The 22,816-nt window shown below is 56.2% G+C and carries 20 protein-coding genes and 5 tRNA genes; 22 read left to right on the forward strand and 3 right to left on the reverse strand.

Annotated elements, in window-relative coordinates:
• Nucleotides 1-6: 6 nt before the first annotated feature.
• The 9 genes from cysS to AU182_RS09055 all read left to right on the forward strand — a co-directional run bounded on the left by cysS (nucleotide 7) and on the right by AU182_RS09055 (nucleotide 9,919).
• A complete protein-coding gene (cysS, locus tag AU182_RS09015; RefSeq protein WP_066963925.1) occupies nucleotides 7-1,383 on the forward strand; it encodes a cysteine--tRNA ligase in 1,377 nt (458 codons plus the stop codon).
• Between the two features lie 68 nt (nucleotides 1,384-1,451).
• Nucleotides 1,452-1,640, forward strand: coding sequence for a DUF3012 domain-containing protein (locus AU182_RS09020; RefSeq protein ID WP_066963927.1), 189 nt, complete (start codon nucleotides 1,452-1,454; stop codon nucleotides 1,638-1,640).
• Between the two features lie 28 nt (nucleotides 1,641-1,668).
• Complete coding sequence (locus AU182_RS09025) at nucleotides 1,669-3,108, forward strand: Wadjet anti-phage system protein JetA family protein (protein WP_066963930.1); 1,440 nt, start codon at nucleotides 1,669-1,671, stop codon at nucleotides 3,106-3,108.
• The gene (locus AU182_RS09030) at nucleotides 3,101-3,820 is read left to right on the forward strand and encodes a DUF4194 domain-containing protein (RefSeq protein WP_066963933.1); all 720 of its coding nucleotides are present in this window, start codon (nucleotides 3,101-3,103) and stop codon (nucleotides 3,818-3,820) included. Before AU182_RS09025 ends, AU182_RS09030 begins: the two co-directional genes overlap by 8 nt.
• A gap of 26 nt (nucleotides 3,821-3,846) precedes the next feature.
• Nucleotides 3,847-7,485 carry an ATP-binding protein gene (locus AU182_RS09035; RefSeq protein ID WP_066963936.1) on the forward strand — a complete coding sequence of 1,213 codons (3,639 nt, stop codon included), beginning with the start codon at nucleotides 3,847-3,849 and terminating at the stop codon, nucleotides 7,483-7,485.
• A 96-nt stretch (nucleotides 7,486-7,581) separates the two neighbouring features.
• Nucleotides 7,582-8,025, forward strand: coding sequence for a hypothetical protein (locus AU182_RS09040; protein WP_066963939.1), 444 nt, complete (start codon nucleotides 7,582-7,584; stop codon nucleotides 8,023-8,025).
• Between the two features lie 92 nt (nucleotides 8,026-8,117).
• On the forward strand, nucleotides 8,118-8,582 hold the full coding sequence (locus AU182_RS09045; protein ID WP_066963942.1) for a GAF domain-containing protein: 465 nt from the start codon (nucleotides 8,118-8,120) through the stop codon (nucleotides 8,580-8,582).
• Between the two features lie 43 nt (nucleotides 8,583-8,625).
• The gene (locus tag AU182_RS09050) at nucleotides 8,626-9,372 is read left to right on the forward strand and encodes a spermidine synthase (protein WP_066963946.1); all 747 of its coding nucleotides are present in this window, start codon (nucleotides 8,626-8,628) and stop codon (nucleotides 9,370-9,372) included.
• A gap of 91 nt (nucleotides 9,373-9,463) precedes the next feature.
• The gene (locus AU182_RS09055; RefSeq protein WP_066963948.1) at nucleotides 9,464-9,919 is read left to right on the forward strand and encodes a hypothetical protein; all 456 of its coding nucleotides are present in this window, start codon (nucleotides 9,464-9,466) and stop codon (nucleotides 9,917-9,919) included.
• Between the two features lie 42 nt (nucleotides 9,920-9,961).
• Here AU182_RS09055 and AU182_RS09060 read toward each other — a convergent pair whose 3' ends face one another.
• The 3 genes from AU182_RS09060 to folD are packed head-to-tail and all read right to left on the reverse strand — an operon-like array spanning nucleotide 9,962 to nucleotide 12,564.
• Nucleotides 9,962-10,990, reverse strand: coding sequence for a class I SAM-dependent methyltransferase (locus tag AU182_RS09060; protein WP_066963950.1), 1,029 nt, complete (start codon nucleotides 10,988-10,990; stop codon nucleotides 9,962-9,964).
• 13 nt (nucleotides 10,991-11,003) lie between these two features.
• The gene (rsuA, locus tag AU182_RS09065) at nucleotides 11,004-11,726 is read right to left on the reverse strand and encodes a 16S rRNA pseudouridine(516) synthase RsuA (protein ID WP_066963953.1); all 723 of its coding nucleotides are present in this window, start codon (nucleotides 11,724-11,726) and stop codon (nucleotides 11,004-11,006) included.
• On the reverse strand, nucleotides 11,719-12,564 hold the full coding sequence (gene folD, locus AU182_RS09070) for a bifunctional methylenetetrahydrofolate dehydrogenase/methenyltetrahydrofolate cyclohydrolase FolD (RefSeq protein WP_066963956.1): 846 nt from the start codon (nucleotides 12,562-12,564) through the stop codon (nucleotides 11,719-11,721). The genes rsuA and folD overlap by 8 nt, the downstream gene beginning before the upstream one ends.
• A gap of 303 nt (nucleotides 12,565-12,867) precedes the next feature.
• On the opposite strand from folD, the gene AU182_RS09075 reads away from it, so the two are divergent.
• The 13 genes from AU182_RS09075 (at nucleotide 12,868) to AU182_RS09130 (ending at nucleotide 22,804) form a co-directional block, all read left to right on the forward strand.
• Nucleotides 12,868-12,944 (forward strand) — tRNA-Pro (locus tag AU182_RS09075).
• 16 nt (nucleotides 12,945-12,960) lie between these two features.
• Nucleotides 12,961-13,037 (forward strand) — tRNA-Arg (locus tag AU182_RS09080).
• A gap of 213 nt (nucleotides 13,038-13,250) precedes the next feature.
• Nucleotides 13,251-13,326 (forward strand) — tRNA-His (locus AU182_RS09085).
• A gap of 189 nt (nucleotides 13,327-13,515) precedes the next feature.
• The gene (gene cysC / locus AU182_RS09090; protein WP_066963959.1) at nucleotides 13,516-14,139 is read left to right on the forward strand and encodes an adenylyl-sulfate kinase; all 624 of its coding nucleotides are present in this window, start codon (nucleotides 13,516-13,518) and stop codon (nucleotides 14,137-14,139) included.
• A 293-nt stretch (nucleotides 14,140-14,432) separates the two neighbouring features.
• Entirely contained in the window at nucleotides 14,433-16,844 is a 2,412-nt protein-coding gene (locus AU182_RS09095; RefSeq protein ID WP_066963962.1) for a DUF6351 family protein, read from the forward strand.
• Between the two features lie 110 nt (nucleotides 16,845-16,954).
• Nucleotides 16,955-17,030, forward strand: a tRNA-Val gene (locus AU182_RS09100).
• Nucleotides 17,031-17,055: 25 nt separating this feature from the next.
• Nucleotides 17,056-17,132, forward strand: a tRNA-Asp gene (locus tag AU182_RS09105).
• A gap of 267 nt (nucleotides 17,133-17,399) precedes the next feature.
• Nucleotides 17,400-17,762: an MbcA/ParS/Xre antitoxin family protein gene (locus AU182_RS09110; protein ID WP_066963965.1), complete on the forward strand. Its 363-nt coding sequence runs from the start codon at nucleotides 17,400-17,402 to the stop codon at nucleotides 17,760-17,762.
• Complete coding sequence (locus AU182_RS09115; RefSeq protein ID WP_066963967.1) at nucleotides 17,759-18,541, forward strand: RES family NAD+ phosphorylase; 783 nt, start codon at nucleotides 17,759-17,761, stop codon at nucleotides 18,539-18,541. Before AU182_RS09110 ends, AU182_RS09115 begins: the two co-directional genes overlap by 4 nt.
• An 18-nt stretch (nucleotides 18,542-18,559) precedes the next feature.
• Nucleotides 18,560-19,498 (forward strand): 1-aminocyclopropane-1-carboxylate deaminase/D-cysteine desulfhydrase, encoded by a 939-nt coding sequence (locus AU182_RS09120; RefSeq protein WP_066967809.1) that lies wholly within the window; start codon nucleotides 18,560-18,562, stop codon nucleotides 19,496-19,498.
• Between the two features lie 215 nt (nucleotides 19,499-19,713).
• Complete coding sequence (locus AU182_RS09125) at nucleotides 19,714-20,586, forward strand: NAD(+) kinase (RefSeq protein ID WP_066963971.1); 873 nt, start codon at nucleotides 19,714-19,716, stop codon at nucleotides 20,584-20,586.
• Nucleotides 20,583-21,290, forward strand: coding sequence for a glycosyltransferase (locus tag AU182_RS16255; protein WP_082859325.1), 708 nt, complete (start codon nucleotides 20,583-20,585; stop codon nucleotides 21,288-21,290). The genes AU182_RS09125 and AU182_RS16255 overlap by 4 nt, the downstream gene beginning before the upstream one ends.
• A gap of 128 nt (nucleotides 21,291-21,418) precedes the next feature.
• The gene (locus AU182_RS09130; protein ID WP_193754319.1) at nucleotides 21,419-22,804 is read left to right on the forward strand and encodes a glycosyltransferase family 4 protein; all 1,386 of its coding nucleotides are present in this window, start codon (nucleotides 21,419-21,421) and stop codon (nucleotides 22,802-22,804) included.
• Nucleotides 22,805-22,816 lie beyond the last annotated feature (12 nt).

Here is a 22,816-nt window from a genome sequence, read left to right on the forward strand (position 1 = left end):
GAAGTAATGGCTTTACATCTCCACAATACGTTCTCCGGCAAGAAGGAACTGTTTACACCGCTGCAGGAAAATCGCGTGCGCATGTACGTGTGTGGCCCGACGGTGTACAACCGCGTGCACATCGGCAACGCACGGCCGGCGGTGGTGTTCGATACCCTGTACCGGATTCTGAAAGCGGAATACAGCGATGTGGTCTACGCACGCAATATCACAGATATTGACGACAAGATCATGAACACCGCGCGGGAAAATGGCGAAGAGATTGGCGTACTGAGTGCGCGCTTTGCGCAAGCCTATTTCGAAGACATGCAGGCCCTGAACAACCTGCAGCCGGACATCACTCCTTACGCCACCGAGCATCTGCCAGAAATGATCGCCATGATCGAAAGCCTGGTGGAAAAGGGCAATGCCTATGCCGCGGAAGGGCACGTTCTGTTCGCGGTGCAGTCCATGGACGACTACGGCAAGCTTTCCAAGCGCTCCCTCGACGATATGCTTGCCGGTGCACGCGTAGAAGTTGCTCCGTACAAGAAGTACGCCGGCGACTTTGTGCTGTGGAAGCCTTCCGCAGACGATGAGCCGGGCTGGGAAAGCCCCTGGGGCCGCGGTCGCCCGGGCTGGCATTTGGAATGTTCGGCGATGATCAAGAAGCACCTCGGGGATACTATTGATATTCACGGTGGTGGCCGGGACCTGACCTTCCCGCACCATGAAAACGAGCGCGCCCAGAGCTGCTGCGCCAACGGGGTGGATTTTGTGCGTTACTGGATGCACAACGGCTACGTCAATATCGATGGCGAGAAGATGTCCAAGTCATTGGGTAACTTCCGCATGGTCAACGATCTGCTCCAGCAGTATCCCGGGGAGGTGCTGCGCTTTGCCTTGCTTTCTGCCCATTATCGTTCGGAGTTGAATTTCAGCGCCGATCTGCTGGATCAGGCCTGGCGGACACTGGATGGTCTTTACGGCGCACTGCGTGAAACTCAGGGTGTCGAGGCCGCGACCACCAACCTGAACGACTCCGCGTTTATGGCCGCGCTGCACGATGACCTCAACACACCCATCGCCATCAGTGAGCTGCACCAGATGGCGCGTGAGCTGAACAAGGCCGCCGACGCGGATAAACCCGCGCTGAAAGGGCAGTTACTCGCGGCCGGCGCGATGCTGGGAATCCTCCAGCTGGATGCGGAGGCTTGGTTCAAGCAGTCCCGCGGTGGCGACGATGTGATCAGTGAGGGCGAGATCGAGGCCCTGATTGCGGAGCGCCAGCAGAGCAAGAAAGACAAAAATTTCGCGCGCGCCGATGAAATCCGTGAGGAACTCAAGGCCCAGGGCGTCGTATTGGAAGACAGCCGCGAAGGCACCAAGTGGCGCCGGGAGTAATATTCCCGCGCGGCACTGCATGGCGCCCGCAGCAATTGAAAAGAATGAAAACCAGAGAGTCGTCGACCATGAAACAGTATCTGACCATCGCCACCGCCATTCTCGCCGTCGTCACCCTGACCGCCTGCGAACCCAAGCGCGGCTCTGAAGCCTGGTGCAAGAAGATGGACGAAACCCCCAAAGGGGAGTGGAGCTTCAACGATGCCGGTGACTACACGAAGTTCTGTGTCCTGAACCAGAAGCCGGACGACCAGTAAGTAGCCGGACGTCACGGAAGCCTGCCCGTTGTTTTTTGCAGACTCCTACCAGCATTTCTTCCGCCCGCTCACCGGTAAGTACCGGGAGCAGGTGGTGGAGTGCCTGCGCCTGTTGTATGAGCGCCTGTACACGACCAAGGCAGACTACGGTGAATCGCTGACCCGCGAGCAGATACTGGAGATCTTCGCCGAAGCGCTCACCCGCGCCCCGCAACTGGACAGTGATGGCAGTGCGGAGCCAGAGGGCCGCTTCCGCGGATTGCGCGAACAGTCCGTGTGGGTGCTGAATAGCCTGGTGGAGTTCGGCTGGCTGGAGAAACTGGTGGACAGCGCCACACTCTCTGTTTCCTATCCCTTTAGTCGCCGTGGCCGGTTGTTCACGCAGCCCCTGGTTGAGCTCAACAGCACCCGGGTGCGCACCCGCCACCGCAATACCCGCAATACGCTCAATGCACTTGAGGCATTCGCCAGCCGTGGCGAAGTCTACGACCTGATCGACGCCTGGGAGTACTCCGAGCGCATCGTTGCCGACTTCACCGACATGATTGCGGAGCTGGAGGAGCGCAAGCGGGAAATGGTGCGGGAAGTTGAAGCGCAGATACTGGTGCAGCAGGCCACCGATGAATTCTTTTCCTTTATGGAGAGCCGGTTTCAGCCGGACCTGGCCATTCGCCTTTCCGCAGACAGTGTTGAAAAGCATCGGGATAGAATCGGCCGTGTGATCGCGCAGATTCGGCGTAAGGATAATGACAAGAAGGCGGAATGGGAGCGCCGGTTACGCCAGCAATTGCCCGAGCTTTTTACGGATGGGCAGTCTGTACTCTGGCTGATGCTGGATACCATTGAAGACCGGATGCGCCGCGCCTGCGAGGTAAAGCTGCCGGCACTGCGTCAGGCTCTGCAGGGGTTTACCAAACGCGCAGAGATCATCATTCGTCAGCTCAGCTATTTGCAAAGCGGTACCGAAGGCGCGTTTACCGATTTGTGCCAGGATTTGGGAAGCGCGCCTAACCGCGATCAAATGCTGTCGCAGCTGGGCGATCAGCTGGCAGCCTTCCAGTTGCGGTTGTACGATCCCAAGCAAGCACAACTCTGGCAGCGCAGCCGTCGTCAGCCGGTGAATACCCTGGTCGCCGATGAGGCGCCCATCGATGAGCACAGTCAGCGGGACATCCTGCTGCAGCAGTTGCTGGATCAGGCGTTCAATTTCAATAGCAGCGATCTCCGCAACTACCTCTCCAGCGCGCTCGGCCGCGGACAGCGGGTAAATAGCCGCGAGCTCCCGCTCAAGGATGCGCGCGATCTGCTCGCCATGAGTCATGCACTGGAAGCGGCGGCCGTATCCCAGGACGGCAGCGGCCCCTTTATGGAAGTGCACTTTACCGGCGAAGTGGCCAGTAATGATTACTTCCAGCAATTTGATGAATACACCCTTGAGTTGAAACCCGAGTTGAAGAACCGTGATTGAACAAGCATTGGAAGAGGCTCTGGCCCAGTGCAAATTGACCCGCAGTGAATTCTCCGAGCTGCTGGTGCGGTTGCTGGATTACGGTGTTATTTGCCGCGATGAAAGCAATATTGAAACGGTGTTGTACGACCGCTTTCAGCGCTGCGAGCCGCTTATTCGTGAGTGGGTCTCGCCCCTCGGTCTGCGCCTTCAGCACGACAGGCGCTTTCAGTTCATTCGGGTGTATCCACCGGGTGCGGAAGTGCCGGGCATGCCGGATCAGGAGGAGCCGCATCACGGCGGGTTCCGCGCGCGCCTTTCCCAGCAGGAAGTTGCGGCAATACTCGTATTGCGAGTGGAATATGACAAATCCCTACGCGAAGGCCAGGTCGATGACCAGGGGTGTGTGGCGCTGACGCTGGAGGCACTCGAACTCGGCCTGCGCAACCTGTTGAAAATGTCCTTGCCGGACAAGCTTGCTGAGCGCAAGCAGTTGCTCAAGAAGTTGCGCCAGCTGCGCCTGATCCAATTTAGTGGTGAAGAGAGTGAAGCCGTGGTCGAGACGCTGCTGCGCGTGCGCCCGACGATTGCACAGTTTGTCAGTGAGGCGGCCCTGGCGCAGTTGCTCGAAGGGGGTGGCGAAGTTCCGGCGGCAGAAACCGTGACAAGAGCTGAGGCACGGCTCACTCCGAGTAGTGAGGACCAGAGCCTCTTCGCTGAATCCCAAGAATAATCTTTAACGTCGAGTATTCGAAACGTATGTTTCTGAAAAAACTTATCCTGATCAATTGGGGCAATATCCCCCAGCTGGAATACGAATTCGGGCCCATCAACCTGTTTTCTGGCGGCAACGGATCCGGAAAGACGACGGCCGCGGATGCTATTCAGACCCTGATGACCGCGGCACACGATACCCTGTTTACCTTCAATCCCGGGCAGGATGAAACCACACAGCGGGGGCGAGGTGGCAAGCAGGTGCGGACACTGGCTTCCTATGTGCTCGGTTGTGATGACGGCAGCTATGCACGCCTGCAGCCTACAGACTGCTACATAGTGGGGAATTTTTACCCCACCGACGGTGAAGACGGCGAGCCTTTTACGGCCATCATGGGCATCCGTGCCCATCTCGATACCAGCACCAAACCGGCCCAGGCCCGTCAGGACAGCCTCAAGTTTTTTGTCGTCCCCGGCGAGCAGCTGGCGATGAACGATTTCATCAAGGAATACAAAGACGGCAAACACCTGCTGCCGCTGGACAAGTTCTACAGCGTGGTGGGTAAGCAGTTTGAGCGGGTGGAGCAGTACGACAAGAAAAAGGCCTACCTGCGCAGGCTCTATGGCGCACTGCGTGGCCGCAAGGATGCAGTGCCCGACCGTGAAGCGACCCATGCCGCGCGCACCTTCGCCAACTTTATGGCGTACAAGCCGGTAAAAAGCATCAACGATTTTGTTGCGCAGGAAGTGCTGGAAAAGCGCGACCTTGGCGAGGCGATACGTTCCGTTTCCGAGCTGATGAAAACCATCCATGGCATGGAGCTGGAGGCGCGAGAAATCGTTGAGCGGGTGGGAGCCCTCCAGCAGATCGCGGAGTCAGCCGACCTGTACACGGAGCAGTGGCTGCAGTTGCGCGTCCAGGAATACCTGCAGGCCAAGCACCAGCAGCTGCGTGTGCAGAAAACCTATCTCGAAGGTAAAAGTCGCCAGAAGGAAACGCGCGCTGAGCTGGAAAGCACCGCGTTGGAAATTCAGCAATCAGAGAGCCGAACCCGTCACCTGAGCGAGCAGCTGGTGGCGATTCAGGCGCAGCGCCAGGGCATTTCCGCTCTGCGCACGAAAGACGACCTGGATCAGAAGATCGCTGCCGCCAACCGTGCGCTGTCGTCACTGGCCGCGCCGCTCGCAACGCAGCAGCAGCTATTTTCCGCGAACCACGCCGCCGCCGGTGAGCTGCTGTCCATTCTCAGCACCACTTCCGTTTCCCTGGAAATCCCGGCGTTTAGTGACGGCGGGCTGGTGAAGTCGCTGAAAGCGGTGGGGCGCGGTGACCCCTTGCCGCCACTGGATGGTTTGCTGGCCAAGGACTGGATTGACCTTGCAGCCCAGGAATCCTTGCGCGAACAGGTTGCTTCGGCAGAGGCGCTGCAGAACCGCCTTGTTCGCCAGATGACCGAGTCTGAGCCCGGCGAGATTACCCTGCGCGATCAGGTGAATGATCTTGTGTCCCGCGGCGAGCTCAAAGTTCAGCAGCTGCAGAAACAACTGCACGCGCAGGAATCCCGCATCCACCACTTGCAGTCCAATCGTGTTCGCTATCCACAGTACGTGGAGCAGGCGTTGTCAACGATCCGCGAGCAGTGCCCGCAGGCCGAGCCGCAGGTACTTTGTGACTTTGTGGAAGTGCTGGACGAGCGCTGGCAGATGGCGGTGGAGGGGTATCTGGGCGGCGCACGCTTTTCGATTATCGTGGACCCGGAGCATGAAGCGGAAGCGATGGCCATCGTGCGGGCTATGCCCGGCCGGAGCAACCGTGCGCGGGTCATCCAGGGTGACAAGGCCCGACGCGACGCGGAACGTATGGAGGCACCGCAAAAGTCCATCGTCGAGTTGATGACATTCAACCACAAGACCGCGGAGTATTACCTGCGCGCCTCCTACGGCACCGTAGTGCAAGTGGGTGATGCGCAGGCGCTGCGCGGCACCCGCCGGGGGTTGACACCGGAAGGGCTGGCCAGCGGCAACTACAGCATGTGGCGCTGTGATATCGACGACAGTGAGCTGGTGTTCGGCCAGGGTGCACGGGCGCGCGCACTGGCAGCGCAGGAGCGCGCGTTACAGCAGTTACTGAAGGAAGCGGGCCAATTGCACGCACAACAGCAGCAGCTTCGTAACCTTGCGCAGGCAGTGCGCAGCCTGTCGCCGCTGAAACTGCTGGAGTCCGTGGATTCGGCGCTCGATGCACAACGTCAATGGCGCAATGCGGAGCAGGCATTGGCCAATCTCGATCTCGACGACGGGCTGGAGCTGGAGCAGCAGGCCAATGCGTTGCACGAGAAGCTCGAGCACGAGCGCCAGCAAGGCGCAGGCCTGCAAAAACTGGCGGGCAAGCTGGAGTCCAATCTCGACAATATCGCCAAACAGTTACTGGCGTTGTCGGCACAGTTGGATCAGCTGGACGATGCGCTGACAGACAGCGAGGCCGCGGTGCAGCGCATTGCACAGATCACCCCGGATTTCGACGTGGAGTCTGTGCTGCAGCAGGCGGATGAGCAGGCCGAGCGCGCGGACGATGGCTTTGATTTCGCCCAGGATGTAGCGGAGTGGAACGGGCGACTACAGAAATACAGCCATCAGCTCCTTAAAGGCGTGATGGATTACAACAGCAGCTGCAGCACCGGGGATACCCTCTCTTTCGATCCGGATTTTGCCGGTGGTCACAGCGAAGCGCAGTTCAAGCTTGTTTGCCAGCTGGCCGAGCAGGTCACCGCTTTGCGCAATCGCCTCAAGAACAATCTGCTGGTGGATCGCCATGAGCAGCTTCAGGGGCTAAAGAAGTCGTTCAACACCACTTTTGTTGCCCACCTTTGCCACGCCATTTACCAGTCGATCAACGATGGCAAGCGGGTGCTGGACGACCTGAACAAGGAGCTCGAGCACCATCGCTTTGGTGCCGATCGCGAGCGGTTCCGCTTCGATTACCGGTGGGTGCCTGAGTTCAAGGAGTACTGGAACTTCTTTAAAGCGGTTATCGAGCTGCCCAACCTCGGCGAAGAGCAGAGCCTGTTTGACGCGGACCTGGATCCCAAGTACCAGCAGGTGCGCGACAAACTGCTGAAGATGTTGCTCAGTGAAGATGAGCAGCTTGCCCGCCGCGAACTCGATCGCATCAGTGACTATCGTAACTATCGCAATTACGAGATTTACAAGGAGCCGCAGGGCAAGGAGCCTATCGCGCTCAGCCAGTACGGTACGGGCTCGGGTGGCCAGCTGGAGACGCCCGCCTACATCATCCGCTCGGCAGCGGTAACCTCGGCCTTCCGGTTTAACGACGGCAACAGTCACCTGAAGATGGTGCTGGTGGATGAAGCATTTTCAAAAATGGATGAATCCCGCTCGCGCGAGGTGATCCGTTATCTGACAGAAACCCTCGGGCTACAGTTACTGTTCATTATGCCCAGCAGTAAATCCGGCCCGTTCATGGACCTGATTTCCAATCAGTTTGTGTTCAGTAAATGCCCCAGCCCGAAACCGGTGGGTGAACTGAATACCCGGGTTTATGTAGACCGGAAAATCTGTAACCAGGAAAAAATCGCAAAACTCTGGGCCAATCACCGCCGCACCATTCGCCAGCAGGCGAGCCTGGAGTTCCTGGATTTACTCGAAGAGCCGGTCACTATTTGAGCTTGCGTTCTACAGGCCAGTTCACGGAATATAGAGTCAATTTCGGTATATTTGTCGATGAACATTGTGTTTCACGCTTGAGCAGGGGAGGCTTGAATGCGTCAGTTTTCGATTCTGTTGGTATTCGTGGTGGCTTTTGGTGGCGCCGCGGTGTTGTATGAACAGGAAAGCCGCAAGGTAAAAGGGGTGTTGTCCCAGATCACGGACCTGCAAGCCAAGGTCGGTGATATGCAGGCCGAGATCAATCGCCTGAATGCTGAATTGGAGGCGGTCAAACTGGCTGAGCGTCGTCGCCCCAATCTCAACGGTATTGCCAGCCAGGTGCTGAAAAACGAACCGGTTGCGCCCGTCTCCAAGCCAGCGCCAACCCGGCCAGAGCGTCGTGGCCTGGTTGTCGGTGACGTCACGTCAGCGGCCCCTGCGATTCGAGGGCGCGGTGAGTCGGCGGAGGAGGGCGAGTGGGCCAAGCCCACGGTGGATGCGGAGGCTTACGAGGCGCAGTCCGCTGACAGCGACGCGGCGGTCGATCCTTACCAGTAGCTGGTTGGGCATACGGCTCCGCAGACTGTATTCCTTGAGGCCCGCTATTCAGCGGGCTTCTGATTTTCAGGTAGCGAAAAGGCACTGATTTCATGAGTGTAACCACATTTTACGAGTCCCTGTGCGCGCAGCTTTCCGGGCTGCTCACTGGCGAGCGCGACTGGCTGGCGAACACCGCAAATGCCAGCGCGCTGTTGTTTCTGGAGCTGGAAAATATTAATTGGGCCGGGTTCTATTTCCTCCATGGTGACGAGCTCCGTCTGGGCCCGTTTCAGGGCAAGCCCGCCTGTACGCGGATTCCTGTGGGGGCTGGCGTGTGTGGCACCGCGGTGAAAACCGGCCAGTCCCAGCTGGTGGAGGATGTGCATCAGTTTCCGGGACACATCGCGTGTGATGCGGTTTCTGCTTCCGAGGTGGTTGTGCCGCTGTATCACGGCGACCGGTGTATCGGTGTGCTGGATATTGATAGCCCACAGGTGGCCCGGTTTACCGAGCAGGATCTCGCCGGTGTAGAAGCGTTTGCGAAGACACTATTGTCGCTCTCTGATTTGCCGTAAGTCCTTGTGGTAACGGATCGGGCGCTTTCTTGCAGGAGCAGACATGGCACTGGTGTGGAGCAAACAAGCCGGCGATAGCCTCTACGAAGTGCGCAGTCATGGGGCAACGATTCGCCTTTACAGCAACGGCGTATTCCACTCCCAGTGGAATGCCAGAGATCCGCTCAAGGGCTCCTTCTGGGAGCTTTTGTTTTTGCCGGTATTTTTCCGGCCGGCAGAACGGGTGCGGCGGGTCCTGATCCTCGGTGTCGGAGGCGGCGCCTTGATTCGCCTGCTACAGCGTTTCGTTGAACCCGAGCAGATCGTGGGCGTGGATATTGACCGGCATCATCTTACGGTGGCCCGCCGCTATTTCGGGGTGCGCGGTGCCGAGCTGGTGTGTGCGGATGCCCGTCACTATGTCGCCCAGGCTGCAGGAAGCAATCTCGCGGGGCAGTTTGACCTTATCGTCGATGATCTGTTTGGTCACACTGCGGGTGTTGCGGAGCGAGCGATCAGCGCCGATCTCGAGTGGTGTGGAAAGCTGCTAGCGCTGTTGTCTCCCGATGGCTTGGTCGTCAGTAATTTTGGCAGTCGACGAGAGCTGCTGGAGAGCGGCTGGCGCAGCGCTCGCTTGCAGCGGCAGCTTCAGGGAGGCTGGCGCGCCGAACTCCCGGGCTATGAAAACAGCATCGGAATTTTCAGTCGCGAGAAGCTGCAGCGTAGGGCGCTTGCCGCCCATGCTCCCCTGGCGATTAACCCGGCGAACCCCTCACGCCGGCTCGGTGCCCGCTTAACCCGCCTGCGCTAGCCCCTCGACCGCTGGGCCATAATCCAGTTGGCGTGTTATTGGTCCTTGATCCTATACTCAATTGAGGCAGTTATTTTCCCGGGATCATTCGATGCGGTACAAGACCTTGGAAGATGTTATCCAGGAAGGAAGGGAGTTTCACCAGAAGCTCAGCCGGCAGTATGAAGAGTTCGAACTCTTGTCAGTGGATGCTCGGGCCAGGTTGCTGCTCGATCAGCTGAAGCGGCGGGAAGTCTCCATGACCCATACGCTGGAAAACTTCCGCGAAGATATCGGTGAGGGCGCCTTGCACACCTGGGTGCAGTTTGCGCCGGAAGGTCGGGAGCCGCAGTTATTACAGCGTCTAAGGAATACCGACATCAGCGATGTGGACGCCCTTGGCAAGGTGGCGATGGATATCGAAATGTACCTCGCCGATCAGTATCGGGATTTACTGATGATTGCAGATACGCCCTCTGCCCGGCATGCGCTGGAGCGGTTGCTGGAGCTGGAGCAGCTGGAGGAGCACACCCTGTCGATCAATCTGTTTAACCTGCGGGATTGCTGAGCGGTAACGCTGGGCGGTCGTTCGCCTCGCACTTACTTGCGGCTATTTTGTAAGCCGGTAAATGCAGAATCCTTTTGTCTTTTCCAGCAGCTGCGCCTGCTGAAACAACCCTTGCGCCTTTTTCCCCAGCGGAATAAATTCGTTCACCACGAAGAGTGCGGTGCGACCTGCGCGCAGGATTCGTGCGGCCTGGGATAAGAACCGATCGGTGAGATCGCCTTCCACCTGGAACCCCTGATGAAAAGGCGGATTGCAGATCAGGATATCCGCACTGCTGCCCTCGATCTCGGAACCGGCATCGCCCGGTACTACCCGGCCAGTTATTCCCCGCTCGAGAAAATTTCTTTCACAGGCCAATAGGGCCGCGGCATTGTTGTCGGTCGCTTCAATAAACAGGCGGGTGCTTTTGCCGAGCAGATCGGCCAGCTGGCTGCTGAGGTAGCCGTAGCCACAGCCCAGGTCGACCGCGCGAATCTCTTCTGCCTCCTCGACGTGGTCCCCGAAGTGCCGGGCCAGTAGTGCACTGCCGGTATCAACCTTGTTCCAGCCAAATAACCCGGGTTTGGAGTAGAGGCCAGCAAGTGCCTCTGGTTGTCGCAGTTGCGGGTAGTCGCTGTCATCCAGTGGTATCCCCGCGGCCGGCTCAGCGCTTCGGGTAATGCTGAGGTAGTCGTTACTGTGTTTCTGTAGCTGTTTTTCGGCACCAAAGCGCTGCGCGGCCTTTTGCGCATAGGTTTTGATCCCGCTGGACTTGTTGCCCAGCAGGAGCAGTTCGCCCTTGTCGCGCAGTGCAGCCGGCGCCTGATTGATGATGTAGTGAACAGCCGCTTTTTCCTTGGAAACCGGGTAGACGATGCGGGAGTACTGTGACCCTGCGACTGAAAGGTCGAAATCACAGAAATGGGCGCGGAAGCCTTGGGCTAAGGCCTTGTGGGTAATATCCCAGCGATTGCTGATGAGTTGGCCGGTGAAGCTCAGGCCCGCTTCCAGTAAGGGTTTGCTGTTTTCGTCGGCAACCCAGAGCGTATCGCTGTCACTACTAGACAGTATTTGTGAAAGCAGGGTCTGCATGGGCGGTGAACTCTCAGCTGATCTCGGCGGTAACGCTGGCGATCTCGTCCGCCGTCAGTGGGCGATAGTCGCCCTCGGGCAGGTCATCATCCAGATCAATGTTGCCGATGCGCTCCCTGTGCAGTTCCAGCACGCGATTGCCCAGTGCAGCGAACATCCGCTTTACCTGGTGGTAGCGGCCCTCACTGATGGTGATACGCACTTCATTGCGGTAGAGAATCTCCAGCTTGGCCGGCTTGGTGCGCTTCTTTTCGTTATTGAGCCAGATGCCCTTCGCAAACTTGTCGATGGCGCTGTCGTCGATCGGCTCGGCGAGATGCGCATAGTAGGTTTTATCGCAGTGGTGGCGCGGCGAGGTAATACGGTGCGACCACTGGCCATCATCCGTCACCAGCACCAACCCGGTGGTATCGATATCCAGCCGGCCGGCGATATGCAGCTTGTGTGCATTCGGCTCATCCAGCAGGTCGAGCACCGTGGGGTGCTCACCATCTTTGGTGGCACAGACATAGCCCAGTGGTTTGTTGACCATAAAGTAGCGGGGGCCCGATTCACCGAGCAGTTCTCCATCCAGGCAGAGCTCGTCGGATTCGTGGACTTTGCTGGCTGGGTCGGTCACCGCCACGCCATTGACGGTGATCCGTTCCTGCTTGGCCGCCCGCTTCACTTCGGCCCGCGACAGGTCGGTGACCTGGCTGATGGCTTTGTCCAGACGTTGCGGTTTGCGATCAGCCAAGTTTCTTCTCGCCCGAGTCTACAGACTGATAGATCAGGGTATTGATGGTCATCGGGCCCACGCCGCCTGGCACCGGAGTGTAGGCTGCTGCGCGCTCCTTGAGTGGCTCGAGCTCGATATCACCAACGCCGCCCGGGTGATAACCGGCATCGACCACGACGGCGCCATCCTTGATCCAGTCCGCCTTGATGAACTCCGGTCGGCCGACAGCGCCGACAACGATATCCGCGCGTTTAATGTGTTCGGCCAGTTCCTGGGTGCGGGAGTGGCAGATGGTCACCGTGGCATTGGCGTTGAGCAGCATGGCAGCCATGGGCTTTCCGAGAATTGGGCTGCGGCCCACAACCACGGCGTGCTTGCCGGACAGCTCGATGTTGTAGGCTTCCAGCAGGCGCATAATGCCCTTGGGTGTTGCGCACCCGTAGGCTTGTTCGCCCATTGCCATGCGGCCGAAGCCGAGGCAGGTCACACCGTCGACATCCTTCTCCAGGGCGATTGCGTCGAAGCAGGCGCGCTCGTCGATCTGCTCGGGCACCGGGTGTTGCAGCAGAATGCCGTGCACGTTGGGGTTGTTGTTGAGCTCTCCGATCTTGGCCAGCAGCTCTTCGGTGGTAGTGGAAGAGGGCAGCTCAACCTGCAGGGAGTCCATGCCAATCCGCCGGCAGGCATTGCCCTTCATCTTTACGTAGGTTGCCGAGGCCGGGTCGTCTCCAACCAGAATGGTGGCGAGGATCGGGGTCTGGCCGTTGCTCTTTTGCTTCATGGCGGCAACGCGGGCAGACAGTTCTTCTTCGGTTTTCTGGGCAAGGGCCTTGCCATCCAGAACCAGTGCAGACATAGAGATTTCTCAACCTGAACAGGGAGCGCGGCGCGGTGGGCGGGCGGCGCTCGTGATAGTTGGAGTAAGTAGCTTAATTTAGGCGCGGCATTTTCGCACAAGCGGCGAACATTTTCCCTATTCAGTCACTCTTTCCCTCGCAGTTTGTTCTGCGCTGGGCCGCTGGCTGGGGGCCGAACGCACCGAGAGTTGGCTAAACGCTAAACTACTTTAAAAAAGAATGGCTTAGCAGCGTTGACACCCCCGGGGGGCGCAAGTAATATGCGCGCTCTCGAACGGGGGCTACCCCCCGCGAAAGAACATCGGGGCATAGCGCAGTCTGGTAGCGCGCCTGCTTTGGGAGCAGGATGTCGGGGGTTCGAATCCCTCTGCCCCGACCAGATACCGGGTTTTCTTGCGCCCGTAGCTCAGCTGGATAGAGCATCCGCCTTCTAAGCGGATGGTCGCAGGTTCGAGTCCTGCCGGGCGTGCCATATTCTTTATGGTGGCTGAGTGCTCGACGGATCTGTGACAGTCCGGAGTGAGCTTAAAGTCGCAGGACTTTCCCTCCCATCAGTCTGGCTGATGGGCGTCAAGATCGCCGCAAAGCGATGCTTTGCAAGCAGTGATTTTGACTCTGCCGGGCCTTTCGTAAGGCGGGCAGGTTTGTTGTGTTGCCACAAGGCACAACGTAAAACTCTACTATGGTGGCCGTAGCTCAGTCGGTAGAGCACAGGATTGTGGCTCCTGAGGTCGCGGGTTCGATCCCCGTCGGCCACCCCATATTGACCATCTGGTCCCGAGAACCCGGCTTTATGCCGGGTTTTTTGGTTTTTGGGCACTATTGTTCTATCGGCCACCTTTACCGACCCCGGGGCGATCTAGGATAATGCGCGCCAGTTCTCATCTTTCTATTGTTTTCCCGGCCAAGGCTCGGCCCGGGGTTAACCATTTCACGCTTAGGGGAAAAAAGTGACTGAAGTCGTCGAACGCAAAGCAACCAATGTCCATTGGCACGATGGAGACGTAACCCGTGGGGATCGCGCTGCGATGTTGGGCCATAAGGGGGTGACCCTGTGGTTTACCGGTCTGTCCGGTTCCGGCAAGAGTACCGTAGCGGTTGCTGTGGAAAAGGCCCTTACTGCGCGCGGCGTACTCAGCTACCGTCTGGACGGCGACAATATTCGTCTCGGTATTAACGCCAACCTCGGCTTCTCAGCGGAAGATCGCCAGGAAAACATTCGCCGGGTTGGTGAAATTTCCAAGCTGTTTGCTGACACGGGTGTGGTGGTGTTGAGCAGCTTTATCAGCCCCTACGCTGAAGATCGGGCCCAGGTGCGTAAAATGCACGAAGAGGGTGACCTTCCGTTCATGGAGGTGTTTATCGACTGCTCCCTGGAGGCGGCGGAAGAGCGCGACCCCAAGGGGCTGTACAAAAAGGCCCGTGCCGGTGAAATTCGCGGCTTTACCGGAATTGACGATCCCTATGAAGCGCCTGCGAGCCCGGAGCTCCACCTGCGCACTGACCAGATGAGCCTGGAAGATGAAGTCGACGCGGTCATCAAGGCGTTGCAGGAGCGTGGCATCATCATTTAATGCCCGTGGCAGGGCATTCCATCATCCGGCACTGTGCCGGTGGGAATGTTCTGCCGTCTGTGCCCATCCGGGGCAATTATTTGTCATCTTACCCCGCTTGCCTCGCCTTTGTTCCCCGTGATATCCCGCCACCCGCGGTCTGATTTTTGACCGTCTTCGCACACCGCATTTTCTTCGAGTTTACTCCGCCGCCAACTCCCCAACGCTTTTCCCGGCGCCACATATACTGTTGCTGTGCCCGTGTGATTTGAAGAATCGAGCGGCACAGGGACAAAAGGCGTACGGAGGCGGCTATGGCTTGGAGCACACGGAAACTGTTTGCCCGATTGAATACACGGCGAGTAGTGACGGGAGTGGTGGCTTCATTTTTCATTCTATTGGGGTTGGGCGGCTGGTTTGTTTACGAAAAGCTGCCAAGAATTCCCGGGGTGCCAAAATCACCGGTAGTGGGCGTGCCGCCTGGCGCGCTGGATCACGCCCCGCAACCGGCGTACGCAGGTGACCACCCGCGAAAAAGTGGGCGGCCTGCTGAATACTTTCCATTTCCTATAGCCATTGGCGAAACCGGCCCGGTTGAAACCCTGTTTGCGGGGCCGTCTACCTATCCTTTCTTATGTGGTGAAAACAAGATTACCGGCGCCCAGCCTCTGGTGGACAACCACAAGGGTGAAGGTGTGCCGGTGTTTGCCCTGAATGAAGATGGGCAGCAAACTGATGAAATCATCGGTTACAGTCGAGACTGCAGCCACAGTACGTCGGTCTCCTATGTTTACCGCAGCACAATCGACGGCCAGTTCCACCCGCTGGAAAATGTACAAAATGATATAGACCAGGTAACGGTTAACGGGAAAACCACCGACTTTGTCGTGCGTCTCGAAACTGGCACGATCAACCGATTCTTTTATTCCATCGCCGTGTTGCGCGGGGAGGGCGAGACCGCCGAGAAGCCCAATACCAGTAACTGGAACAAACGGCTGATCTATCAGTTCCGTGGTGGTGTGGGTGTGGGGCGTCGGCAGGGCAATGTCAGCCGTAAGGCGATTGTCGAACGTCGAGCAGATCAACTCGCGCGGGGTTATGCGGTGGTCTATTCCACCGCTAATCAAACCAGTAACCATTACAACATCTGGTTGGCGGAAGACACCGCACGCCGATTAAAGAAACAGTTTTCCGCGCTGTATTCCGAGCCGCTGTACACCGTTGGTATTGGCGGTTCTGGCGGCGCGATTCAGCAGTACCTATTGGCCCAGAATGCGCCCGGCGTACTGGACGCCGCACTGCCGCTGTACTCCTACCCCGACATGGTGAGTCAAACGATCTACGTATTTGACTGCGAACCCCTGGAGTATTTTTTCGATGTGGTTGCCGCCGAAGACCCGCGCTGGCGGGATGTGTCGGAGCGCGAAGCGGTCATAGGCTTGGCGACCAAAGAAGAGTTTGATCATCGCTTTAAGGTACTGGAAAACGCGGCTGCGTTTTTCGATGGCCGTTATCGTGCAACCGCTAACGGTGCATCGGAGTGCGTACAGGGCTGGCGCGGTCTGGTACCGCTGGTCAATAACCCCAATTTTGTGCATTTCAGCAACAGCTTCGCGGATCATGTTGCGGAAAAAACGCACTGGTCGCACTGGGAAGACCTGCGTGATTTTTATGGTGCGGACCAGAACGGCTATGCCAATAGCGCCTGGGACAACCAGGGGGTCCAGTACGGTCTGCAGGCCCTCAAGCAGGGGCACATCAACGTCGATGAATTTCTGCGGCTCAACGCCACCATCGGAGGGTGGAAAGATCCGACGGAGCAGGGCGGCGAAAAACTATGGTTCATGAATGGAGAGGTTTTTCCCGTGGAGCTCTCTGTGTGGAGCGAACATAACATGAACCTCGGCAGCCTCGACAACCCCGCACCACGCAGCATTGCCAATGTGGCGGCCATCGAAGGGATCTTTCGCTCCGGCCATGTATTTCTCGGTGATGTGGAAATTCCGATTCTAGATGTGCGGCATTACCTGGAGGGGGAGCTGGACATGCACCACAGCCTCGCGTCTTTCTCCAGTAGAGAGCGCATTCGCCGAGCAAGAGGCCATGCCGATAACCAGCTGATCTGGATGAGCCACAAAAGCTATGACCCGGTGGATGAGGCGCTGGATATCATTGATCATTGGATGCAAAAAATTATCGAGCATCCAGAGCTGGGTGTGGCCGGCAACAAGCCGGTGGAAGCCACAGATCGGTGTTTCGACAAAGATGGCAATGTAATGGCCGCTGGCCCGGGTGTGTGGAATGGCGAATGGAACCACAAACCCGCAGGCGCCTGCATGCAGCAGTATCCGATTTACAGCACGCCACGGCTGATGGCTGGAGCGCCAATTACCGGGGATGTGTTCAAGTGCGCATTGCAACCGGTGGAGCGTGCGGTCGCCAAAAATCTGTATGGGGAAGCGACAGCAAATATCGTCGAGCGAATCGAGGATCTGCGCAGGATTTTTCCCGACGGAGTGTGTAACTACAATGCGCCCGATATTGGCCGCCCCAAAAATCCTCTGTTCCAGAAGGGTGGCGATGTCATGATCGCGGGGCATCCCGTCAGTGCAGATTATCGTCAGCTGGGTGAAGCGGTCGCGCAGGAAGATGAGCCTGCTGGCGAAGAAATTCAACCAATGCCGGTATCCGTCGAAGACCCGGAGGCAGCTGAAAATAATTTGTAATTTTTGGCGCATTTTTTGTTGACACAAAATCGCAGTCGGGTATGATGCGCCTCGCTCTCGGGGGACAAGCCCAGAGCAAAACGGAAACCTTCCCAGGAAGTTACCGAATTGGGTGGTTAGCTCAGTTGGTAGAGCGGCGCCCTTACAAGGCGTAGGTCACAGGTTCGACCCCTGTACCACCCACCACTCCTCGAGGGGAGTGCACTACCGCGGACCGGTAGTTCAGTTGGTTAGAATGCCGGCCTGTCACGCCGGAGGTCGCGGGTTCGAGTCCCGTCCGGTCCGCCATATACGCAAAAGGCCCTGTTCGAAAGAACAGGGCCTTTTGCGTATATGGCGGACCGTCGGACTTGAGCCCTCGTTCGATCAAATTGCGAAGCAATTTAAGACGCCAGAGCGTAGCGGCGGCGCCCGCAGGGCGAAGGCCGATAGGCGTGAGTCAGTCCCGTCCCGATATGGTACATGCTGTATCCGTCGGTTCCACGATCTTTGCAATATGTCCAAAACTAAAATATATTTAGGTCAAATGTCCTCTAAATGAAACAAGGAGGCAAAATGGCCAACCCAGCCCACACCCCACAAACCACTGAAGATCAGGTCCTCCTTGAGGCAACCCTCAACACCGCCAACCACCTGGGCCTGAAAAAGAAAGAACTCAGTGAAATCATCCACCTGGATGATCGTACCCTGCGTCGCCGCAGCGGCCTGGCCCCGCAAAGTGCCGAAGGCCAGCTCGCCCTGTTGCTCGTTCGGGCCTATCGCTCTGCGTTCGTCCTGATGGGGGGCGAAGAGGGCGCCAAAACCTGGTTCGCCACGGCCAATCGCGCGCTGAATGGCGTCCCCAAGGAAGTCGCTCGTCGCATCGATGGGCTGGTGCGTATCGTCACCTACCTCGACGCCATGCGAGGCAAAGTGTGATCGACCTCGGCGATAAAATCCGCCAGTCAGCCACCCGCCTGATAGGCCGGCTTTACCGCATCATCGAATCCCAGGAAGAAGTCGCCACCCGTAGCTTGGTCGACAGCTTGCAAAAGCAGGAAGTTCTGGAAAATCTCCTGGAGCAGAGCAAGCCCGCGCGGCTGCCGGGCAGTGAGGATCTTCACTACCTGCTAGCGACCCCATTCCGCTACCCACCACTGCCCTGGGGTTCTCGCTTCGGCGGAACCGCTGAGAGTGGTATTTTCTACGGCAGCAAAACCATCGGTACGGTGCTGGCCGAGGCCGCTTACTATCGTCTCCTGTTTATCAGCGATATGGAGCAGCCGCCCGCAGCGCCGGTCACCAGCTTCCATCAGGTCTTTTCCGCCAAATACTGCGCCGACCCCGGTATTCGACTGCAGCAAACAGAGTGGCAAGAACACTGGCCACAAGTCACCCACCCGACCGAATACCGCTATTGCCAGCAACTCGGTGCCCTGATGCGCGAGAGCGGCATCCAGGGGCTGGAAACCCCGTCCGCCCGCGCACTATCCGCGGGGCTGGCTGAACTACCAATCAATGGTGGCGAAGGCATCAATGTTGCTTTGTTCGAACCTCTGGCACTCCTGCGCCGCCCCCCTACCATGGAGGCCGAAGTCACGGCTGAAACACGCGTCGACCGCGTCACTTTCCTGGTGAAAAGTGGGAGCAGTGTCCACTCAAAATCTTTCGACCGCGAAGCGTTCCTGTCTTCCGGCCGCTTGCCGCAACCTGCCTGAGTGGGTTGGTGGGTAACCATGCGATATCTCACTGAGCTGAGCGAAAAAGCCTTTCTTGAAGCCGCGAGAAATGTCCCTTATCAACAAATCAATTCTGACCTGTTCCCCGGCATTGACCTCTGGATCCGTCGCGACGATCTGATCGACCCCATCATCTCCGGCAATAAAGCCTACAAGCTTCTGTTCAACCTGCTTGAAGCTCGAAAGCAGGGCAAAGACACCATCGTCACCTGTGGCGGTGCCTGGTCAAATCACATACACGCCACCGCCGCGGCTGGCCAGCGATTTGGGTTTAAAACCATCGGCATCATCCGGGGTGAAAGGCCCCCGGTTCCAAGTGCCATGCTGCAGGACGCGGAGCGGTTTGGGATGGAGCTGCGGTTTGTGTCGCGCTCCGAGTACCGCAGACGTAATGAACCGGACTTCGTTGGTAGTTTGGGACTGAGCGGGAATGACAGCTGGTTTGTGCCAGAAGGGGGCGCGAACGCACAAGGTGCACAGGGCGTAAGGCTGCTGGGAAAGACAATTGCGGCCACTAGCCCTGTGCGATTTGATGAATGCTGGCTTGCCTGTGGGACAGGACTCACGTTAGGTGCGCTCGCTTCTAGCCTACCGAAAACTACGAAGGCTGTGGGGGTTGCCGTTCTAAAAGCCGAAAGAAGCATCGCGGCTGCGATTTCCGAGTGGGGTGGGTATGCGGTGTCGAGTAAAGATATAGAATTGATTGCCGATGGGCATTGCGGTGGCTATGGAAAGGTTGATGAATCTTTGATCGTTTTCCTTGGTGAGATAGGGCAACAGACTGGCGTTGTCCTCGACCAGATATATACGGGGAAGGCAGGGAAGTCATTAATGAGAGGTTGCTCACAAAAACAGCAGAAAAGAGGAGTTTTACGTCGGCAACATGTGCTGCTGCTACACACAGGTGGACTGCAGGGACGCCGAGGGTGCAAATAAAATAGCAGTCCTGCGCTAGTGTTGTGCGAAATTTGATCTGTTAATAGCTCTCTTTACCAATCCTGTTCCCCTGCGTCACCGGTTCGACTCGTGCTTTGGCTTAAGGCATAATTGCCTGTCAAATTAAGGGTTTGCTGGCCGTTTCCTGACCAGATTGTTATCCAGACGAATACTAAAAACTGCACCAGCCCAAATTCGGGCACCACGGGGGAGCGGTGTCGGAATTCCAAAACATCGGCCTGATCGGCCGCACTGAAAGTGACAGCGCAGTCCTCTCGCTCAAGCGCCTGATGGCCTTCCTAGAGCGAGAGGGTTACTCCGTTGTGCTCGAAAAAAATACAGCCAATGATGTGGCGGGTCACAATGCGCGCGTATCTAGTAAAGACAAGCTCGGAGAACTTTGCGACCTCGTAATCGTTGTCGGAGGCGACGGCAGCCTGCTAGCCGCCGCCCGTGCCCTCGCCAAGTTCAGTGTTCCGCTCCTGGGAATCAACCGGGGCCGGCTTGGATTCCTCACCGATATCACTCCCGATGAAATCGAAGAAAAAGTAGGTGAAGTGCTTTCCGGCAAATACATGGCCGAAAGCCGTTTCCTTCTCGACATGTCTCTTAGGCGAGGTGGAAAGCCGATATATCATGGCTCCGCACTAAATGATGTGGTACTTCATTCGAGTGAAATTCGCATGGTCGAATTTGACCTCTATATCGATGGTCAATTTGTATATACGCAGCGCTCGGACGGTTTAGTTGTTTCAACTCCCACTGGATCCACAGCATACGCACTTTCCGGCGGGGGCCCCATCATGCACCCAAAACTGGATGCAATCGTTTTAGTTCCCCTAAACCCTCATACGCTTAGCAGTCGTCCCATTGTGGTGGAGGGGAGTTGTGAATTCAAAATAATAGTTGGTGAACACAACCTTGCTGATGCAAGAGTAACGTGTGATGGTCATGACAGGGTGTCAGTTGAGGCGGGGGATATTTTACGTATTCATAAGAAGCCTCACAGGATGACATTAATACATCCGCTTGGTCACAATTTTTACGAGACGTGCCGGTCCAAATTGGCTTGGAATTTGGTTTTATGATTTCCGTAGTCGTTACGTTCCATAATGAACGGACTCTTGCTCAAATTACGTTGAACTCAATTCTCCGTTGTAGAGAGTATTGTGAAAAATTTGAGGAGTCTGTCGAATTAGTGGTTGTTTTTGATTCGGTTGATGCTGAGACAAAATGTATTGTTGAGGCACATCCATGTGTAAAGTCAAGTGACGTAGTATTAGACGTGGATTATGGAGATTTGGGTTTTTCGCGCAACAAAGGTATTTCTGCAGCAAATGGTGATTTTGTCGCGATTCTTGATGGCGATGATTTGTATTCAGAGAATTGGCTGTATGCAGCAAAGGAGCTGATAGCTCGCATAGGTCGGCATATTATTTGTCACCCAGAAGTTGTAGTTAATTTCGGGAAATATAATTCCTACGCTTGGCAAATAGATCAAGACGATTCAAGTTTTGATCGCGATGGACTCCTCTTCTCTAATTATTGGACTTCTTGGGTGGTTGCGCACAAGGAGGTTTTTGAAAGTGTTGGGTATGCGGAAAGCAATCACCGTCGGCAGGGATTTGGCCATGAAGATTGGCATTGGAATTGCTGCACTATAGAGGCGGGCTACATCCATAAAGTTGTTCCTCAGACTAGCGGCTTTTACAGAAGGAAGCACTCTTCGCTTTTGAGTGAGCAATTACAGAATAAAGTTTATATCAGAAAAACAGATTTTTTCCGTGTTTAAGTATGATTTTTAGATTGCTGTACAAATTATCCTTAGTGATATATCGACACTTCTTAAGGCCTGTCATTAGGCGTCTACCCGGCAGGCTTTCCTATCGCATTGTGGCCGGCTTGCACCGTTTAAGGCGTGTGCTGTTCATTAGCCAAGATGACTCGGCCCAAGCCATGGGTTGGCCGGTACATTATTCAGCAGAAAAGAGAAAATGTATCCCGGATTGGCTTCGTGAAGAAATGCTCTCATTGGCACGCCTTGAGTATGAAATTAATCCTAATGTAATCCAGAATCGTGGTTTTGAATTTGCTCCGCTTGCGATCCACCCTGCGGGAGGTCGTGTTTACAGGAAGCTCATGCATTTGGTGGTGCAAAGGGAGGGGTATGATTACATATTGGTTGCACCCTGGATAAAAATGGGCGGTGCCGATTTGGTGACCTTATGCCACCTTCGTTATTTAGCAAAACGTAGAGTTAGAGCCTTACTGATTTTAACAGAGGCAAGTCATTCTACTTGGCTCGATAAGGTTCCAAAAGAGATTGATGTATTGCAGTTTGGGCAGGAGGCCTCGTGGCTGTCAGCTCTTGAGCAAGAGTCAGTGCTGATGCGCCTGTTAATCCAGTTGGAACCACGCTGTGTTCATAATATTAATTCGCGGCTCGCATGGAATTGTATTAGGAGTAGTGGAAAAACGCTGGCAGCAGTTTCGAATGTATATGTTTCACTTTACTGCGATGACTACGATAAGGACGGTTGTCCAGTTGGGTATGGTCGTGAATTCTTGCGAGAGTCGGCTCCATATATCCGAAAAATTTTTACTGACAATAGTAACTATCCGGAGCAGATCTGCGCGACTTATGGGCTTCCTTTGACCTTATTTGAAGTGGTGAGGATTCCCACTGACGAATCCCTGCTGAAGTTGCCTATCAGAAGGGCGGAAGGAATTCGAAAAGTGATATGGTCGGGAAGGTTTGATCCTCAAAAAAGGCCGGACCTTCTTCTGCAGGTGGCTAAGATCTTGCCGGAGGTAGAGTTTCATGTATACGGACAGGCTGTTGTCAGTGGAAGAAACAAGCTAAGCCATTTTGAGTCTCAAAAGAATATCACCGTATTCCCGCCTTACTCAAATTTTCATGCCGTTGCAAGAAATTATAGAGTGTTACTTAATACATCAGCATGGGACGGCCTACCAAATATATTGGTGGAAGCCGCTGCGTCGGGCATGATTATTGTGACCTCCAACGTCGGTGGAATTGCTGACCTCGTGGATGAGCGTACGGGCTGGTTAGTTCATGAGCATAGCGACCCCAAAGCATATGCGGAAGCCATTGTCAGTTGTTTTTCAGATATGGTTGATTGGAGCAAAAAGGGTGAGAGCGCAAGGTCGCGAGTTTTAGAGAACCACTCTTGGGGCGCTTTTGAGTGTAAGTTGGATGAGGTTTTTACCACTACCTTACCGCTGAACGCTGATTCCTTGCCGCAAAGGAAGCCGCAGATGGCCGAAAATAGAGTATCAGATTAAAGGTATGGCGGA

The organism is Microbulbifer sp. Q7, assembly GCF_001639145.1.
Classification (GTDB): domain Bacteria; phylum Pseudomonadota; class Gammaproteobacteria; order Pseudomonadales; family Cellvibrionaceae; genus Microbulbifer.

What these genes read in the sequence shown, in the direction of transcription:
- cysS (WP_066963925.1), top strand. Translation starts at nt 7, where the DNA reads ATGGCTTTACATCTCCACAATACGTTCTCCGGCAAGAAGGAACTGTTT.
- AU182_RS09020 (WP_066963927.1), top strand. Translation starts at nt 1,452, where the DNA reads ATGAAACAGTATCTGACCATCGCCACCGCCATTCTCGCCGTCGTCACC.
- AU182_RS09035 (WP_066963936.1), top strand. Translation starts at nt 3,847, where the DNA reads ATGTTTCTGAAAAAACTTATCCTGATCAATTGGGGCAATATCCCCCAG.
- AU182_RS09040 (WP_066963939.1), top strand. Translation starts at nt 7,582, where the DNA reads ATGCGTCAGTTTTCGATTCTGTTGGTATTCGTGGTGGCTTTTGGTGGC.
- AU182_RS09045 (WP_066963942.1), top strand. Translation starts at nt 8,118, where the DNA reads ATGAGTGTAACCACATTTTACGAGTCCCTGTGCGCGCAGCTTTCCGGG.
- AU182_RS09050 (WP_066963946.1), top strand. Translation starts at nt 8,626, where the DNA reads ATGGCACTGGTGTGGAGCAAACAAGCCGGCGATAGCCTCTACGAAGTG.
- AU182_RS09055 (WP_066963948.1), top strand. Translation starts at nt 9,464, where the DNA reads ATGCGGTACAAGACCTTGGAAGATGTTATCCAGGAAGGAAGGGAGTTT.
- AU182_RS09060 (WP_066963950.1), bottom strand. Translation starts at nt 10,990, where the DNA reads ATGCAGACCCTGCTTTCACAAATACTGTCTAGTAGTGACAGCGATACG.
- folD (WP_066963956.1), bottom strand. Translation starts at nt 12,564, where the DNA reads ATGTCTGCACTGGTTCTGGATGGCAAGGCCCTTGCCCAGAAAACCGAA.
- AU182_RS09095 (WP_066963962.1), top strand. Translation starts at nt 14,433, where the DNA reads ATGGCTTGGAGCACACGGAAACTGTTTGCCCGATTGAATACACGGCGA.
- AU182_RS09110 (WP_066963965.1), top strand. Translation starts at nt 17,400, where the DNA reads ATGGCCAACCCAGCCCACACCCCACAAACCACTGAAGATCAGGTCCTC.
- AU182_RS09120 (WP_066967809.1), top strand. Translation starts at nt 18,560, where the DNA reads ATGCGATATCTCACTGAGCTGAGCGAAAAAGCCTTTCTTGAAGCCGCG.
- AU182_RS16255 (WP_082859325.1), top strand. Translation starts at nt 20,583, where the DNA reads ATGATTTCCGTAGTCGTTACGTTCCATAATGAACGGACTCTTGCTCAA.